18 protein-coding genes and 1 pseudogene are annotated in these 15,618 nt (G+C 39.1%); 14 read left to right on the top strand and 5 right to left on the bottom strand.

Going from position 1 to position 15,618, the window contains the following annotated elements:
- Positions 1 to 7: 7 nt before the first annotated feature.
- Together BN2458_RS08840 and BN2458_RS10630 are read right to left on the bottom strand one after the other, a co-directional pair.
- The gene (locus BN2458_RS08840) at positions 8 to 1,951 is read right to left on the bottom strand and encodes a TonB-dependent receptor domain-containing protein (RefSeq protein ID WP_231944780.1); all 1,944 of its coding nucleotides are present in this window, start codon (positions 1,949 to 1,951) and stop codon (positions 8 to 10) included.
- Positions 1,952 to 2,052: 101 nt separating this feature from the next.
- Entirely contained in the window at positions 2,053 to 2,181 is a 129-nt protein-coding gene (locus BN2458_RS10630; protein ID WP_268902962.1) for a hypothetical protein, read from the bottom strand.
- 68 nt (positions 2,182 to 2,249) lie between these two features.
- On the opposite strand from BN2458_RS10630, the pseudogene BN2458_RS10505 reads away from it, so the two are divergent.
- Positions 2,250 to 2,927: pseudogene (locus BN2458_RS10505) on the top strand (DNA recombination protein RmuC).
- A 229-nt stretch (positions 2,928 to 3,156) separates the two neighbouring features.
- Here the strand turns inward: BN2458_RS10505 and BN2458_RS08855 are convergent.
- Genes BN2458_RS08855 through ribE form a run of 3 tightly spaced genes read right to left on the bottom strand, consistent with a single transcriptional unit; the run spans position 3,157 to position 5,382 of the window.
- Positions 3,157 to 4,338 (bottom strand): ABC transporter permease, encoded by a 1,182-nt coding sequence (locus BN2458_RS08855; RefSeq protein ID WP_034325346.1) that lies wholly within the window; start codon positions 4,336 to 4,338, stop codon positions 3,157 to 3,159.
- 42 nt (positions 4,339 to 4,380) lie between these two features.
- Complete coding sequence (locus tag BN2458_RS08860) at positions 4,381 to 4,659, bottom strand: EscU/YscU/HrcU family type III secretion system export apparatus switch protein (protein ID WP_034325347.1); 279 nt, start codon at positions 4,657 to 4,659, stop codon at positions 4,381 to 4,383.
- A 27-nt stretch (positions 4,660 to 4,686) separates the two neighbouring features.
- Positions 4,687 to 5,382 carry a riboflavin synthase gene (ribE, locus tag BN2458_RS08865; protein ID WP_034325348.1) on the bottom strand — a complete coding sequence of 232 codons (696 nt, stop codon included), beginning with the start codon at positions 5,380 to 5,382 and terminating at the stop codon, positions 4,687 to 4,689.
- A 91-nt stretch (positions 5,383 to 5,473) separates the two neighbouring features.
- Here ribE and BN2458_RS08870 point away from each other — a divergent pair, with 91 nt between their 5' ends.
- The 13 genes from BN2458_RS08870 (at position 5,474) to ftnA (ending at position 15,540) form a co-directional block, all read left to right on the top strand.
- On the top strand, positions 5,474 to 6,370 hold the full coding sequence (locus tag BN2458_RS08870) for a TatD family hydrolase (RefSeq protein ID WP_407081051.1): 897 nt from the start codon (positions 5,474 to 5,476) through the stop codon (positions 6,368 to 6,370).
- Between the two features lies 1 nt (position 6,371).
- Positions 6,372 to 7,541: a lytic transglycosylase domain-containing protein gene (locus BN2458_RS08875; protein ID WP_231944781.1), complete on the top strand. Its 1,170-nt coding sequence runs from the start codon at positions 6,372 to 6,374 to the stop codon at positions 7,539 to 7,541.
- Positions 7,542 to 7,571: 30 nt separating this feature from the next.
- Complete coding sequence (locus tag BN2458_RS08880) at positions 7,572 to 8,468, top strand: septal ring lytic transglycosylase RlpA family protein (RefSeq protein WP_034325349.1); 897 nt, start codon at positions 7,572 to 7,574, stop codon at positions 8,466 to 8,468.
- A gap of 58 nt (positions 8,469 to 8,526) precedes the next feature.
- Positions 8,527 to 9,123: an imidazoleglycerol-phosphate dehydratase HisB gene (hisB, locus tag BN2458_RS08885; protein ID WP_034325421.1), complete on the top strand. Its 597-nt coding sequence runs from the start codon at positions 8,527 to 8,529 to the stop codon at positions 9,121 to 9,123.
- On the top strand, positions 9,120 to 9,614 hold the full coding sequence (locus tag BN2458_RS08890) for a KdsC family phosphatase (protein ID WP_034325350.1): 495 nt from the start codon (positions 9,120 to 9,122) through the stop codon (positions 9,612 to 9,614). The genes hisB and BN2458_RS08890 overlap by 4 nt, the downstream gene beginning before the upstream one ends.
- Positions 9,595 to 10,128, top strand: a complete 534-nt coding sequence (locus BN2458_RS08895; protein ID WP_034343673.1) for a hypothetical protein — start codon at positions 9,595 to 9,597, stop codon at positions 10,126 to 10,128. The genes BN2458_RS08890 and BN2458_RS08895 overlap by 20 nt, the downstream gene beginning before the upstream one ends.
- On the top strand, positions 10,128 to 10,607 hold the full coding sequence (lptA, locus tag BN2458_RS08900; RefSeq protein WP_034325352.1) for a lipopolysaccharide transport periplasmic protein LptA: 480 nt from the start codon (positions 10,128 to 10,130) through the stop codon (positions 10,605 to 10,607). Before BN2458_RS08895 ends, lptA begins: the two co-directional genes overlap by 1 nt.
- On the top strand, positions 10,607 to 11,308 hold the full coding sequence (yihA, locus tag BN2458_RS08905; protein WP_034325354.1) for a ribosome biogenesis GTP-binding protein YihA/YsxC: 702 nt from the start codon (positions 10,607 to 10,609) through the stop codon (positions 11,306 to 11,308). The genes lptA and yihA overlap by 1 nt, the downstream gene beginning before the upstream one ends.
- Entirely contained in the window at positions 11,298 to 11,768 is a 471-nt protein-coding gene (locus BN2458_RS08910) for an N-acetyltransferase (protein ID WP_034325355.1), read from the top strand. Before yihA ends, BN2458_RS08910 begins: the two co-directional genes overlap by 11 nt.
- A complete protein-coding gene (locus BN2458_RS08915) occupies positions 11,732 to 12,184 on the top strand; it encodes a hypothetical protein (protein ID WP_034325356.1) in 453 nt (150 codons plus the stop codon). The genes BN2458_RS08910 and BN2458_RS08915 overlap by 37 nt, the downstream gene beginning before the upstream one ends.
- Entirely contained in the window at positions 12,181 to 13,968 is a 1,788-nt protein-coding gene (gene mrdA, locus BN2458_RS08920) for a penicillin-binding protein 2 (protein ID WP_034325357.1), read from the top strand. Before BN2458_RS08915 ends, mrdA begins: the two co-directional genes overlap by 4 nt.
- Before the next feature lie 9 nt (positions 13,969 to 13,977).
- On the top strand, positions 13,978 to 14,976 hold the full coding sequence (pseB, locus tag BN2458_RS08925) for a UDP-N-acetylglucosamine 4,6-dehydratase (inverting) (RefSeq protein ID WP_034325358.1): 999 nt from the start codon (positions 13,978 to 13,980) through the stop codon (positions 14,974 to 14,976).
- A 72-nt stretch (positions 14,977 to 15,048) separates the two neighbouring features.
- Positions 15,049 to 15,540: a non-heme ferritin gene (gene ftnA, locus BN2458_RS08930; RefSeq protein ID WP_034325360.1), complete on the top strand. Its 492-nt coding sequence runs from the start codon at positions 15,049 to 15,051 to the stop codon at positions 15,538 to 15,540.
- Positions 15,541 to 15,618: the final 78 nt, after the last annotated feature.

Here is a 15,618-nt window from a genome sequence, read left to right on the forward strand (position 1 = left end):
TGAAACATCAAAAATCCGCCCTAAAACTTATCCAATAATTACGAGAGGGTAAGATTCTCTGATACGCATTTTGCGCACTTTGATTGTTTCCACTTGCATAGGGTATATAATCCATAAAATACACATCAAAGAGATTATTTACTGCCAAAGTAAGAGCGTATTGTTTATTAAATTTATAAGTTGCAGCAATATCCACAAGTTGATAATCTTTATAATATTGCCCTACGATTTGGCGCACATCTGTTCGTGCATTACTTCCAGCATAAGGCGTGGGAGTTTTGTATTTGCCGCTCCAGCGGATATACATATCAAAGTTGCCGTATTGATATTTTGGCGTGATTGTGAAATTATGGCGAGGGATAGAATTAATCGGTTCTCCTTTGCCCGAGCCGCTTAGAGCTTCTGTGTAGATGTAGCCATACCCCGCATCAAGTGAGAATCCAAACATAGGTTTTATTTTTGCGCTTAGCTCTGCGCCGCTTACAAGAGATTTATCTACATTGCGATAAGTGGTGCAAGTAGCATTACTACAGATTTGATTGTCTGGAAGTGGAATGTTTGTCCCACTTAGAGTTTCAATTTGATTATTAAAATCTGTGTAATAGCCTGTGAGGATAAACATAGCATTTTGCGTATCTACAATCGCACTTAGCTCATAATTCCAACTTTGCTCGGGTCTAAGGTTTGGATTCCCATAAGTTTCTGTTGTAGTGCCTTGAGAAGTGGCTGTGGTAACTATGCCATCAATAGTTTGCATAAGTGTGGGGATAAGCATACCATTTGCCACTCCAGCTTTGAATGTAAGCCAATCTGTGGGATTAAAATTTACATAAAAGCGTGGATTAAGCGCACTCGTAGAGGCATATCTATCACTATAATTATAGCGCAAACCCAAAGTTGTGCTAATTGCTTCGTTTATAAAATATTCTCCTTCAGCAAAGAGTGCGGCTTGATTTTGGTGCATATTTCTATATTTGCTAGAGATTGTTCCTTGTAAATTTTCAAACTGATAATAAACGCCACCATTAAAAATCAAACTCCCAGCATCGCCAAAATAAAAATCATTGGTATAGGTGCTTTGAAACACTGCTGTTTGGGCGGTGCGTTTGTTTGCCCAATTAATATAATCTCCCTTGTTTGCACCTATGGGAAGCCTTCCATTAGGAGTATAGCTTGCGTGTGGTGCGATAAGATTATAAGAATGCTGTGCGTAAGTGGAGAGTTTGCCCCAATCATAATTGCCATCGTGACTCAACACAGAATTTACCTTATAGAGCTCATGCACAGAGGTAATGCTATTGGAGGAAGTATTCAAAGTCCCTAATCGTCCATTATACACTTCAGAATCTAAATAGATATAATCTTTTGTGGTGGGTGTGTAGTTAAGCCGAAATCCTGCATTCCAATTTTGTGAGCCTGTGAAAGAGTGTGCTGCATAGGGATTGCCATTACGAATCGCATAAGTTGGCTGCAAAAACGCATTTGCCTCATTAAATCTGTATGAGCCACGGAGATTAAGAGAGAGTTTGTCTTTCACAAGCGGGGTGGTAAGATAAGCATTTAGCCCATAAGCATTACCCCATTCATTGTGTGGTTCAAAAAGTTTAGTTTCTAGTTGGATTCCGCTTTGGATTTTATTCGTATGTTTTTTAGTGATAATATTAATAATCCCTCCCATTGCATCAGAGCCATAAATAGTTGAAGCCGGTCCTCGTATGACTTCAATGCGTTCAATCATACTTGCTGGAGGCATAAATGAGGTTTGATTCCCTAATCCATTTTGGATAAAGCCACGTGTGGTATTTTGCCTTTTGCCATCAATGAGGATAAGTGTATAAGCAGAGCCAAGTCCGCGCATAGCAATGGTATTTTGCCCCGTTTTATCCTGCTCCACATATACACCGGGCACATCTTGCACTGCATCACCAATATCCCTAATAGGACGGGTCATAATTTCTTCTTTTGGAATGATGGATATAGATGCTGGAGCTTCTTTAATATCCTGTTCATAACCACTTGCAGTTACGACAGAGCGCCCAAGATTAACTTTTTTTATACTATCCCCCCCCCCCCGCTAGAATCTCTAGATTCTGTGCCAGATTCTTTAAGCTCAAGTGAATCTGCAATTAATCCACTAAAGCTTATCAGCGCTACGAAAGGTATGTGTGTCAATGCTTTCATAGAAAATCCTTTTAAAGAAAGAAAATATACAAATAATAATAAGAATGATTTGTATAAATATAATATTAATGGTAATTAACTTAAATATTTATAAAAATATTGATGATTATTCTAAAAGTTTAATAAGAAACGAATCTGCACTCAAGCAGAGCATTAAGGATGTATTTGATTATAGTCTTACAATGCGCGAAAGTGCCGAATCACTGACCAAAATTCTTAAGGATGACAAAAAAATAAGAGGTAATTTTGGGGAAATGCAGCTTAAAAGTATTTTAGAATCTAGCGGACTTATTGAAGGAGAACATTATAAGATTCAATCTTCATTTAAGGTTGAAAATCAAACATATATACCTGATGTTGTGGTATATTTGGATGGAGGCATAGAAGGCAAATAAAGAAATATTAGTCTTGATTCAAAATTCTCCTTGCCTAGTTCTTTTACTCCAAATTTATATGTAGATTCTAGTGAATATGTTGAAGAAATACATCTCTCTAAAGAGATAGCTCAAAATCTTAAAAAACGCATAGATGAGCTTTCTAAAAAGCCATATGAGCAATTTTCATTATATGCTTATGATTTTGTTTTGCTTTTTATTCCATATAATAACATTTTAGATTTAGCACTTCGGGCAGATTCTAATATTTATAAATATGCGTATGACAAACAAACTTTTTATGGCACTAAAAACTATCAATATAAGTTGGGTACATATTCAACGAGACAAGAATGTCCAAGAAGCATTTAAAGAGATTGGAAAATGTTATGATGATGACAGCAAGATAACTCTTGCAGATATTTGTTATATACTTGAAGATATATATTATGCATCAAGTTCAACATTATTCGCAGATGACCTTGACACTTAAATAATTGGCTAATTTATAGTGAAAATGAAAAATAGAAAATAAATCAAAATGGTAAAAAAGCTTTTTATTATGAAGCAATTTATTAACTTTATACGAGAGGGCTTAAGCCTACTCTACCGCTTCCCTCTTGCGATAAATCAAAATCCCAAAGATTAAAAAGAGCGTGAAAGGCAAAATTTCAAGCATTGTTTTGAATGCGCCAAGAAAATCTATCCCATAGTTTGCTACTTGCACATAGAGTTTCAAATAATGGCTAATAGGCAAGATTGTATGCCAAAATGTTGCAAATGCTCCCATAGAATTAACCGGAAAGGTAAGCCCTGCAAAGGCAAAGCTTGGCGCACAATAAATTGCTGCGATACTTAAGGCACGTGTATGATCTTTAAAAAGTGCATAGACAAAAACCCCTACCCCTGCATACGCTAAAAATGTAATCAATGCCCCAAGATAAAGTGTGAGATAGTTTCCACGAAACTCAAAGCCAAGAGAATGAAAAAATATCATCATCATTATCCACCAAAATGAGAAAATTCCCGCATATGCTAAAATTTTTGTAAGGATATAGACATACGCATTAATTCCATCGGGCATTTGACTTTTTTTTCCCACCACAAAGCCCACATCACTTTCATCGCGTGCCAAAGAATTAATCACACAAACGATAATAAGCATAATCCACGAGCAAGGTAAAATCCCTGTAAGCAAGAATTGCGCGTAGCTATTATTGATATTATAAAGTGGCGTAATTTGCATTAGAATCGGTGAACTTTTTGCCAATGCGGCATCAAAATTTTGCGTTTGGATAAGATTCTTACCAAGTTTTGCCTTGACATTACTCGTGGCGACAAGCTGCTTAAAAGAGCTTTCAATAGATTTTGCTATAAGCACAAGTTGTGCGTTGTAATAGATTGGAATCTCACTTAATACAGCTTTTTTGCTTCGTGCTTCAAGCCCATAAGGAAACACAACCACCGCATAAATTTTGACATTGCTTATATCGCGCTTTGCCTCACTTAGGCTCGTGTAATAGCGCGTAACGCTTAGTGCTGGGATAGCATCTAAATTGCGCGCTAACTCTTTGCTTAAAGGGCTATTATCTAAATCCACAATGCCAATGGGTGCGCCTCGCACGAAACTTTGTGAAAACACACCCCATACAAAAAGCGCGATAAGAATAGGAGCAAGTGTGCAGAGAAAAAGTGAGAATCTATCTTGTATAAAGCCATTAAATTCGCGTTTGAAAAATGGAATGAGTGTGTGAAAATATTTACGATAAGAGGAAGCTTTCACTTATATATCCTTAAACAATATCGCAATTAGCATTATAGAATCTCAAGCCATATCCTTGCTAAGCTGAGCTTGTTTTTCGCATTTTAAAAGCCATACAAAAACTTCTACCACAGCATTATACATCTCTGGCGGAATATGAGAATCTAAGGGAATTTGCAAAAGTGAATCTACAAGCAAGGGATTTGCAAAAAGTGGCACATCAAAGGCTTTTGCCTTAGCGATAATGCGCAAGGCGAGTTCGTTTTGCCCCTTTGCCACCACACGCGGTGCGCTGTCTGTTTGCTTATCATAGCTTAGCGCAACTGCTTTTTGTGCTTTCACTGCTTTTTCTCCTTGAAATATTAGAATCTAATAACTCAAACTCTGCGCGTCAATATCGCCCCAAGATACATTACCTAAGCGATTATTGCGATGAGATGAGTTTGCACCATTGCCATTTTGCGCGAGAATGCCTAGATTCTGTAAATGTTGTGAATCTAAAAATTGTAATGTGCTAACAACACTACGCGTGATAACATCTGTTTCGATATTTACCCTCCTGCCTACTTCAAAGCGCCCAAAAAGTGTATTTTGCAAGGTATGGGGAATGATTGTGAGCTTAAAGCTGTCATTTATGCGCTCTACTATGGTTAAACTTATGCCCTCCACACACACAGAGCCTTTGGGGATAATACAAAGGAGGCTTTGCGCGGGGGCTTGTATCCAAAAATCACTTGAATCTGCATTGTGTTCTATGCGCGTGATACGCCCGATACTATCGATATGCCCCTGCACGATATGCCCATCAAATCTATCGCCCACCTGCAAGGCTGGTTCTAAATGCACGAATGCACCCTGTGCGTAATTTTCAAGTGCGATATGCTCCTGCGTGTGTTTGCTTAGCTCCATAGCCATACCACCGCTAAAAAACGACACTGCAGTGAGGCACGCACCATTTATGGCAATAGAATCTCCAAGCTTCGCCTTATATGGAGTAAATACCTCAAGCGTATTATTTGCGAAGTTTTTTACCTGCGCTATCTCTCTCACTAATCCACTAAACACAACTCGCCTTTCTTTTTGTAAAGATAATTATGCTAGAATCCTTTTCTTTGAAATTCTAGCATAATTATACACAATCAAAGGATTTTGAGATATGAGCCAAGCGCGAGTGCAGTTTGATTATATGATAGACACACATTGCCACTTAGACTTAGAACATTTTGATGATGATATAGAACAAGTCATTAGCCGCGCATTAGCCCAAAATGTGCGAAAAATCATCATTCCGGGTGCGGATATACACACATTGCCCAAAGCCCAAGCCCTAGCGCATAAATATGAGGGTGTGCATTTTGCCGCTGGTGTGCATCCTAACGATATTGATTTGTTTGATGTAGAGATTCTCAAATCCTTTGCAAAAGATAGTAAATGCGTTGCTATTGGCGAGTGCGGATTGGATTATTACTATCTACCAACAATGCAAGATTTGCTTAAAGAGCAAGATTCAAAAGAAAATGCAAAAGAACAGAATCTGCCCACATTAGAGCAACACGCGTTGGGACAGGAGCTAGAGCGACAAAAGGCAGAGATAAAGGCAAGGCAAAAGGCAGTTTTTATCGCACAAATTGAACTCGCCCTTTCACTTGATAAGCCTCTTATTGTGCATATTCGTGAGGCAAGTAATGATAGCTTTGAAATATTAGATTCTTATAAGGAGGCGCGTGGTGTATTGCATTGCTATAATGCAGATAGAATCTTACTTGAATTAAGTGAGCGATTTTATTATGGAATCGGTGGCGTTTGCACCTTTAAAAATGCAAGGCGACTTATTGAGGCACTACCACTCATACCAAAGGAACGCATAGTGCTTGAAACAGACGCACCCTATCTTACACCTCATCCACACAGAGGTAGTCGCAATGAGCCTTCTTATATACCGCTTGTTATGCGACAAATCGCACAAGTTAAAGGCATAAGTGAAGAGGAAGTGATAGAATCTAGCACACACAATGCACAATCGCTCTTTGCGCTGGGTGGCACAAAGGCGTAAGATGACGCTAGGCTATGAGAAAAATACACAAAAGGAAGATATGATGTTAAAAAAATACACAAAATATATCATTTTCGTGCTGATGGTATGTGGCACACTGAATCTTTGGGGTAATGAGGGCGAATTTTACGCGCTCAATCATAATAAGAAAGCAAACAATGTGCTTAATGCTTTCGGGGTGCATACGGCATTTATCGGCAATGTCGCAGATAGCGAGAGGGCACAGAGGATTCAAGACAAGTGGCAATATTTTCTCAAGCAGTTTGAACACAGCTATGAGTTTATCCCCACTCTCAAAAATATGATGGCAAAAGAGGAAATTCCACAAGAATTTCTATTTCTCGCTATGACTGAATCTGCATTTGCTCCCACTGCAAAAAGCTCCAAAAAAGCCATCGGTATTTGGCAAATTATGCCCGCTACTGGCAAAAGCTTGGGGCTAGAGATAAATTCTTACATTGATGAGCGCAAAGACCCTATAAGAAGCACGGAGGCAGCGATAAAGTATCTCAAATACCTCTATGATGCCACAGGCGAGTGGTATTTGGCTGCTATGGCGTATAATTGTGGGCTTGGGCGATTAAAAAGGGGGATTGAAGAAGCAGGAGGAGATATGCGTATAGAGACCTTGCTAAATGAGGAGGCGCAATATATCCCAGCTGAAACGCGCAATTATATCCGCACGATTCTAGCGATGAGTTTGCTTTTTAACGATGTGGATTTTCTCAAAGCACAAAATGCTGATTATCTCCTTAATCGTGGCGCAACCGATAGTATAGCAAGTGTGAGCGTTAAGGGTGGTGTATCCCTTAACGCAATCGCACAAAGCGCAAAAATGCCATTAGATGAGCTAAAAAAATACAATCGTCATTTTGTTAAATCCACTCTACCAAATAACAACAGACGCTACAATGTCTATCTCCCATACGACAAACTTCGCAATTTTAAAAAGCATTTTGGTGGTAAAAGCTATGCCTCCACAGATTCTATATCTATCACACATATCGTGCAAAAGGGCGAGAATCTAAGCGTAATAGCACAGATGTATAATGTCTCTATTCAAGATATAAAAGCACTCAATGGTATTGAGGGGGCGCAAATTAACATTCATCAAAAGCTCTCCATTCCTAAATCTCAAGGCAAACCTACAACTATCGCTGATAGCAGATAGGATAGAGTGCATATAAATTAAGGGAACATAATGAAAAAATATTTTTTTGTATTTTTATTTGGTAGCTTAGTATGTGGTGGCTTGAGTGCCTGTGTGGAGAAAAATGCCGATTGGAGCGAAAATACCAGCAGCACAAAGGGTTTTAACGCGAGTTTTGACGATTTAGATGCGTTTAATCAGGGCATTACGCCAAATATTGGCGGAAATTCTATGAGAGAATCTCCTGCGATTCAAGAAGCTACTATGCGCCCTTATCAAGTGGCAGGAAAGTGGTATTACCCCGAGAAAGTAAGTCTTGGCGATAAGTTTGATGGCTATGCGAGTTGGTATGGTCCAGATTTTCATTCTAAAAAAACATCAAATGGCGAAACCTACAATATGTATGCGCACACTGCCGCGCATAAAACTTTCCCTATGAATACAGTCGTAAAAGTGCTGAATGTCGAAAATGGCAAAAGCACAATCGTGCGCATTAACGACAGAGGACCATTTGTGGAGGGGCGCATTATCGATTTGAGTGCTGCTGCAGCAAATGATATTGATATGACAAAAGTCGGCACGGCAAAGGTGAGATTAGAGGTGATTGGCTTTGGCGGTGTGATTAACAAAGATTCAAAGCAAGAAGCACAGAATGTGCAAAGTGATGATGTGCTGAAAAAAGAATTTAAAGTCGCAAATACGCCAAAATCGGTAAGTGGCGGGGACTTTGCGATACAAGTGGGTGCATTTAGACGATATGAGGGAGCGCAAATTACCCAAGAGCAGTTCTCGCATTATCCACCATATCAAAGCGTGATAAAAGAATTTGTGCTTGATGGTGTGCCTATTTATCGCGTGTTTTTGCGAGGATTCCAAAGCGAGAGTGAAGCGCGAGATTTTTTAAAGAAAAATACGCGCATTAAGGGTGGATTCTTTATCCGCGATTAAAGACAAAGCAGTTGCCAAAATAAAATGTGAGGAGTTAGAAATGGCACAAGATTCAAAAATGACCCAAACAATACAAAAATCGCGCAAGACAAAAGAGACAGATATTACCTTAAGCCTACTCGTGTATGGTAGCGGACAGGCGAAGATTCACACCGATATAGGCTTTTTCAATCATATGTTAGAATCTCTGACCAAGCACTCGCTTATGGATTTGGACATTAATTGCAAGGGTGATATTTTTGTCGATGGACATCATAGTATTGAAGATTGCGGGATACTTTTGGGCGAGGCATTGCGCGAGAGCATTTATCCGGTGGCAGGCATTGAGCGGTTTGGCAATGCGAGTGTAGTAATGGACGAATCTTGCGTGGAGTGTGATATTGACATCAGCAATCGCGCGTTTTTGGTTTTTGAAACAAATGCGTATAGGCTTCCATTTAAGGGTAAAGTGGGGGAGCTTGATGTAGAGCTTGTAGAGGAATTCTTCCGCGCATTGTGCTTTAATGCAGGGCTAAGTGTGCATATTGTGTTAAAAAGAGGCAAAAATCTCCACCATATCATCGAGGCAATGTTTAAAGCCTTTGCAGTGGCATTGCGCCGCGCTCTAACACTCAATTCTAGAATCTATATTCCCTCCACAAAAGGCGTATTATGATAAAACTTCTCGTTTTTGATGTCGATGGCACATTGAGCGATGGCAAGGTATATTTTTCTCAAAGTGGCGAAGAGATAAAGAGCTTTGATATACGTGATGGCTTAGCGATAAATGTGTGGAATCATATCCTAAAACGCCCGAGTGCGATTATCACAGGAAGGGAATCTAGCATTGTCAAGAAACGCGCAAATGAGCTTGGCATAGAACATATTTTTATGGGTGTAAAAAATAAGGGGCAAGTGCTACAAGAGCTAATTCAAATGCTTGGCTTAGGGCAAGATGAAGTCGCTTGTATCGGTGATGATTTAAACGATTTAAGTATGTTTAGAATCTGCCCTTATGCGTATATGCCCAAAAATGGTGATAAGGCTCTGAAAAAATATACCTTTAAGGTTCTAAAACACTGCGGTGGGAATGGTGCGGTTCGCGAAATGATAGAAGATGTATTAAAGCGCAATGGGGATAAAAAGCTTGAAAAACATTTCTTATAGAATCTATATTTTTTTTATCGCGCTTTTGTTGTTTAGCCTTAGCAGTATTGTATTTTTCACGCGCGATAATGAAATCCACGCTGCCATTGGCAAGGAAGTGCCAAATATAGAGATGACAGGTTTTGAACTCTATATTATTAATTCTCAATACACACAAGCGATTTCTTCGGGTGCAAAAGCTCTACGTTTTGAATCTCACGAGGAAATTTATGAACTCTTTATCAATCAAGTCAATAATGCTTTCAATGAATATATGTATGCACCTTTCGTGCATAGCAAAAATAGAATCTACACATTTTCGCAAGGTGTGCATTATCTACGTTTAGATGGGCTGAATTTTTGGAGCAAATGGGGAAATTATAATTACATCACGGGCATTTTCACGGGCAAGGGAGATTTTACACTCAACAACACAAACACGAAAGCAAAAGGGATGAACCTCTACTACGATGCAAGGCAGGATAACATCAGCGCGGATTCTATAAAAATCAATATGACTTTGGGGGACAAATAATGCAACTATGCAAGATATATGCGATTGTATGCCTTGTAAACTTTTTTGCACTAAGTCTTAGCGCAACAGAAACACTTCAAGTGAGCGCAAAAAAAATCAAAAGTGATTTAAAAAATGGTGAGACTACACTAAGTGGCGATGTTTTTATCACAAAGGGCGAGGATAAGCTATGGGCAGATAGTGTGATAATAGAGACAAACAAAAAGAATCAACCGCTGAAATATACCGCGATAGGAAGCGTGAGATTCTATGTAAAAATGCCAAACAAAGAAATAAGCGGTAGAGCAAAAAAGGCAACCTATGATGTGCAAAAAGATGAATATAAACTCCTTGATAATGCGGTGATTGAGGAAAAAGGCAAGACAAATATCATTCGAGGCAATATGATTGTGCTAAGCCCTGCCACAGAGGAAGCCTCCATACAGGGCACGAAACAAAAGCCTAGTGTGGTAACATTTAGCCTAGACAATGAGAAATAATGATACAGGTGATTCAATCTCATTTTGTGAGTAGTGCGAGCAATGTGCGCAATGCGCCGCCCCCAAAGGATTCTGAAATCGTGTGTTTGGGACGTAGCAATGTCGGCAAAAGCACCTTTATCAATGCCATTTTAAATAAACCCCTTGCAAAAAGCTCCGCCACACCGGGAAAAACACAACTCATTAATTTTTTTGCATCTACTTGGACTAACAAAAATGATACTATTCCGCTTACTTTTATTGACTTACCCGGCTTTGGCTATGCGAAGGTAAGCAAAACAATAAAGGCACAATGGGGGGAGCATTTGTTAGAATTTTTACATACGCGCACATCAATTAAGCTTTTTTTACACCTCATCGACTCTCGCCATAGAGATACGCAAATGGATACAATGATGAGCGAAGTGCTAGATTCTATAATCTACAATGACCAATGTATTTTTAGAATCTACACCAAAGCTGATAAACTTACACAAAATGAGCTTAACGCATTAAAAAGCAAAGTAGAAACTCTACATAGGGCAGATTCTAAAAATGATATAGAATCTACAAACAGCGCAATAAACGCGAGTAACAATGCAAAGAATATCTATCACTTTATCTTTAGCGCGAATGCAAAGAATCATCGCAAAATGACCTCCACAGCGCAAATGCGTGAGGAGATTCTATCCCATACTTTAGGACTTAACAATGAGCATTGAGATTATACGACCAACAATAGCGGATATTCCAGCTATGCGTGAGATTGTGAGTGTTGAGGTAAAAAATGGCATTATATTAGAGCGAAGCGAAGATGAAATGGCAAATGCCATTCGCTCTTATCATCTTGCTAGAGATTCACAAAGTGGCGAAATAACAGGATTTTGTGCGCTATATATTTATTCTAAAAGCTTAGCAGAAGTGCGCTCTTTGGTGGTAAAGGAATCTTTTCGAAGTAAAGGCATAGGCAGTAGCCTTATCCAAAGTGCTTTAGAGGAGGGGAAGAATCTAGGGCTAAAGGAGATTCTCACCCTCACTTATCGCGCACATTTGTTTCAAAGGCTAGGTTTTGTTATAATAGAGAAATCATTTTTACCAAATCACAAAATATGGGCGGATTGTATCAAATGCAAACATTTTCCAATATGCGACGAAATAGCTCTCATAAACAAACTCTCTTAAGTATTCTCCTCTTTGTAGGATTCTATATTTATGAGAGTATAGCGAGTATGAATATATGGCTACCACCGCTCGTGGGCGTGTGCCTCGCACTCTTTGTAAGATATGATAAGCAAGATAATTTATACAGATTCTTAGCGATTATTGGCTATATGGTTGTTATAGAATCCGAGAATGAATTACCTATGGGAATGCTTTTGGCATTATTCTTATTGCTTGCCTTTTTTGTAATACCGCGTATTAGAATAATGTTTGATTCTGTGCGTATCACGCGCATTGCCTGTGTTATTTTGGCATATATTGGTTTATTAATCGCATCTATTGCGACAGATATACTCACGGGTAATACAACCCCTAATGTGTGGATATTGCTTTATTATGCCGTATGTGAAATCATTATAGTGATGTTTATGAGATGAATATTCGATACAAGTTTTTTATATTTTCTATGCTCGCGGTGTGGTCTATCATCTGTCTGCGCCTTATTGTAGTAAATGTAATCAATAATGAATATTATGAAAAATTCGCTGAAAAAAATGCCCTAAAAACAGAGGTTTTGCTTCCTATGCGAGGAACGATTGTTGATAGGAATAACGAACCTTTGGCGATTAACGAACTTGGATTTTCTATCTCCCTTCTACCTAAGATTCGTAATAGTAGTGTAGTTGAATCTGAGATTGATCATATTGTCTCGCTTTTACCTTATCTTGATAAAGAGGAATTATTAAAGACTTACAAAAAAAATAACCACATATACAATCACGTGCCTGTGGAACTTGTGCGCTTTATCCCCTATGCAGAAATGCTTAAGGTATATGCGTACTTGAGGCGTTCCCCTAATATCATTATCGCCACCAATGCAAAAAGATTCTATCCCAATGATACCGCGGCTTCACACGTTATAGGCTATGTATCAAAAGCGAATGATAAGGATATGCAAAATAACCCCCTCTCCGCTTATAGTAAAATCATCGGCAAAGACGGCATAGAAAAGACTTACAACAGCTATTTACAAGGTAAAGCAGGATATAGAAAGACGCAAATCAACTCCCTTTATAAAGAAACAAAGCTTTTGCAAGAAGACAATGTGCTCAAGCGCAACGATTTGCGTCTCTCACTTGATTTAGCACTACAAGAAAGCATAGATAAAGAGTTTGTGGATAAGTATGGTGCGGTGATTGTGATGAATGTGCATAATGGCGAGATTCTAGCCGCAGGGAGCTATCCAGAATATAATATTAATTATTTTGTCGATGGCATTAGCCATAAAAATTGGCAAGACTTGACAGACAATATACACAAGCCCCTTATTAATAAGCTCGTCTATGGACGCTATCCACCCGGCTCTGTGATTAAAATGGGTATGCTACTTTCTTATTTGGAGTATGCAAATATCCACGAGAACACGATTATACAAACGCCACCATTTGTGGAGTTTGGTGGGCGTAAATTCCGTGATTGGAAAGCTTCTGGGCACGGCAGTGCTGACGCATTTAAGGCTATTAGAGAATCTGTTGATGTATATTTTTATATACTCTCTCAAAATGCGGGTATTGAAAACACTGCTAATGTGCTTACTCAAATGGGCTTAGGGGAGCTTACAGGGGTAGATATACCAAATGAAGTAAAGGGTATTTTGCCCACACCAGAATGGAAACTACGTCGCTATGGGGAGCAGTGGTATAAGGGTGATACTTTGACAACTTCCATCGGGCAGGGATACTTTCTTGCTACTCCTATGCAGATAGCGCGCTATACCGCGCTGATTGCTTCAGGCAAACTTGTAACACCACATTTTGCTATGGATTTTAATGGCGTGGATTCAAATTTTCCACCAAAAGATGTGCTCAACGACTTTCAAAAATCAAAGCTCGATGTGTTGCGCAAGGGTATGTATCAAGTCTGCTCTATGCCCGGAGGCACGGCGTATTATCGCACACAAGGCGCAAAAGTAAGTCTTGCTTGTAAAACAGGCACAGCGCAAGTAATCAGCATACCCCAAGATGTGCAAAAGCGCGTGAGAGAAGCGGATATGGAGTATTTTCACCGCTCGCACGCGTGGATTACCGCATTTTTACCCTATGAGAATCCACAATATGCTGTTACAATTCTTATCGAACACGGCGGTAGCGGAGGGAGTGGGGGACCTACGCTTGTGAAAATCGCCAATAAGCTTAAAGAGTTGGGTTATATCAAAAAGTAAAGGGGAGATATGGGGCATTTAGTGGATAACAAGACTATTCTTATTACCGGTGGCACAGGGAGCTTTGGCAAGAAGTTTGTAGAAATCGTTTTAAAACAACACAATCCAAAGAAAATTATTGTTTATAGCCGTGATGAACTCAAACAATACGAAATGGCGCAAGTCTTCAATGACAAAAGAATGCGTTATTTTATCGGTGATGTGCGTGATAGGAATCGTTTAGAATCTGCGCTGAATGGCGTAGATATTTGTATTCACGCTGCCGCACTCAAGCACGTCCCCATTGCCGAATATAACCCAATGGAGTGCATCAAAACAAATATTGATGGCGCAAGTAATGTCATAAGCGCGTGTCTTAGTAATAATGTTAAGCATATTATTGCACTTAGCACTGATAAGGCGGCAAATCCTATTAACCTCTATGGCGCAACAAAGCTTTGCTCAGATAAGCTCTTTGTAACCGCAAACAACATCAAGGGAAACAAGAATTCTAAATTTAGCGTGGTGCGCTATGGTAATGTCGTGGCTTCTCGTGGCTCTGTGATTCCATTTTTTCAAAAGCTTATCTATGAGGGTGCAAAGGAGCTACCAATCACTGATGAACATATGACAAGATTTTTCATCACTTTAGAATCTGGTGTGTGCTTTGTGCTCGATAATCTTGAACGAATGCACGGCGGAGAGATTTTTATCCCCAAGATTCCAAGTGTGAAAATTACGCATTTAGCCCACGCGCTCGCTCCGCATTTACCGCATAAAATCATCGGCATTCGCCCGGGTGAAAAGCTACACGAAATAATGGTGCCAAAAGATGATTCTCATTTATGTATTGAATTTGATGAGTTTTTTACCATTATGCCAACGATAAATTTCCAAACGCCTGTGGATTATCACACTACACTTAAAGGCGAAAAGGGCGTGGCTGTGGCTCCCGGCTTTGAATACAGTAGCCAAAGTAATTCTTGGTGGCTAAGCAATGAAGAGATTCTCAAAATAATCCAAAAATGATAAAGTTTTAAGGAAAATATTAGAAAACACATTTTAGAATACCGCGTTTAAATTCTCATTAAAGGAATCAAAATGGTATTAGAAAATGTTGTAAAAATGCTCAACGAGCAAATCGCAAAAGAAATGTATGCGGCAAATCTCTACTTAAGTATGAGTTCTTGGTGCTATGAAAATAGCTTTGATGGTGCAGGATTGTTTTTGTTTCAACACGCAGGAGAGGAAAGCGACCACGCAAAACGCCTTATTACTTACCTCAATGAGACAGATTCTAAAGTAAAGATTGCACGCGTTGATGAGCCAGAATCTCAATTTAGCAGCTTACTTGATGTATTTGAAAAAACCTACGCTCACGAGCAAAAAATCACGCAATCTATTAACGATCTTGTGGATTTTACGCTCACAAATAAAGATTATCCAACATTCAATTTCTTACAATGGTATGTGAATGAACAACACGAAGAAGAAGCACTTTTCCGCGGCATTGTAGATAAGATTAGACTTATTGGCTCTGGGGATAATGGACTCTATTTGGCTGATAGATTCATTAAAGACCTCACAAAATAACCTCAAAATAAGCTTTTATTTGCTAGATTCTTGTGCTTAAAGCCTCTTTTAAGGGGGCTAAGCCCCAAAGGCTCAAAG

Origin of the sequence: Helicobacter typhlonius (assembly GCF_001460635.1) — a bacterium.
Lineage (GTDB): Bacteria > Campylobacterota > Campylobacteria > Campylobacterales > Helicobacteraceae > Helicobacter_C > Helicobacter_C typhlonius.

Excerpts from the sequence above, each read along its gene's own strand:
- BN2458_RS08880 (WP_034325349.1), top strand. The coding sequence starts at position 7,572 with ATGAAAAAATATTTTTTTGTATTTTTATTTGGTAGCTTAGTATGTGGT.
- hisB (WP_034325421.1), top strand. The coding sequence starts at position 8,527 with ATGACCCAAACAATACAAAAATCGCGCAAGACAAAAGAGACAGATATT.
- BN2458_RS08910 (WP_034325355.1), top strand. The coding sequence starts at position 11,298 with ATGAGCATTGAGATTATACGACCAACAATAGCGGATATTCCAGCTATG.
- yihA (WP_034325354.1), top strand. The coding sequence starts at position 10,607 with ATGATACAGGTGATTCAATCTCATTTTGTGAGTAGTGCGAGCAATGTG.
- BN2458_RS08890 (WP_034325350.1), top strand. The coding sequence starts at position 9,120 with ATGATAAAACTTCTCGTTTTTGATGTCGATGGCACATTGAGCGATGGC.
- pseB (WP_034325358.1), top strand. The coding sequence starts at position 13,978 with ATGGGGCATTTAGTGGATAACAAGACTATTCTTATTACCGGTGGCACA.
- BN2458_RS08840 (WP_231944780.1), bottom strand. The coding sequence starts at position 1,951 with ATGACCCGTCCTATTAGGGATATTGGTGATGCAGTGCAAGATGTGCCC.
- mrdA (WP_034325357.1), top strand. The coding sequence starts at position 12,181 with ATGAATATTCGATACAAGTTTTTTATATTTTCTATGCTCGCGGTGTGG.
- lptA (WP_034325352.1), top strand. The coding sequence starts at position 10,128 with ATGCAACTATGCAAGATATATGCGATTGTATGCCTTGTAAACTTTTTT.
- ftnA (WP_034325360.1), top strand. The coding sequence starts at position 15,049 with ATGGTATTAGAAAATGTTGTAAAAATGCTCAACGAGCAAATCGCAAAA.
- BN2458_RS08915 (WP_034325356.1), top strand. The coding sequence starts at position 11,732 with ATGCGACGAAATAGCTCTCATAAACAAACTCTCTTAAGTATTCTCCTC.
- BN2458_RS08870 (WP_407081051.1), top strand. The coding sequence starts at position 5,474 with ATGAGCCAAGCGCGAGTGCAGTTTGATTATATGATAGACACACATTGC.
- BN2458_RS08875 (WP_231944781.1), top strand. The coding sequence starts at position 6,372 with ATGACGCTAGGCTATGAGAAAAATACACAAAAGGAAGATATGATGTTA.
- BN2458_RS10630 (WP_268902962.1), bottom strand. The coding sequence starts at position 2,181 with ATGAAAGCATTGACACACATACCTTTCGTAGCGCTGATAAGCTTTAGT.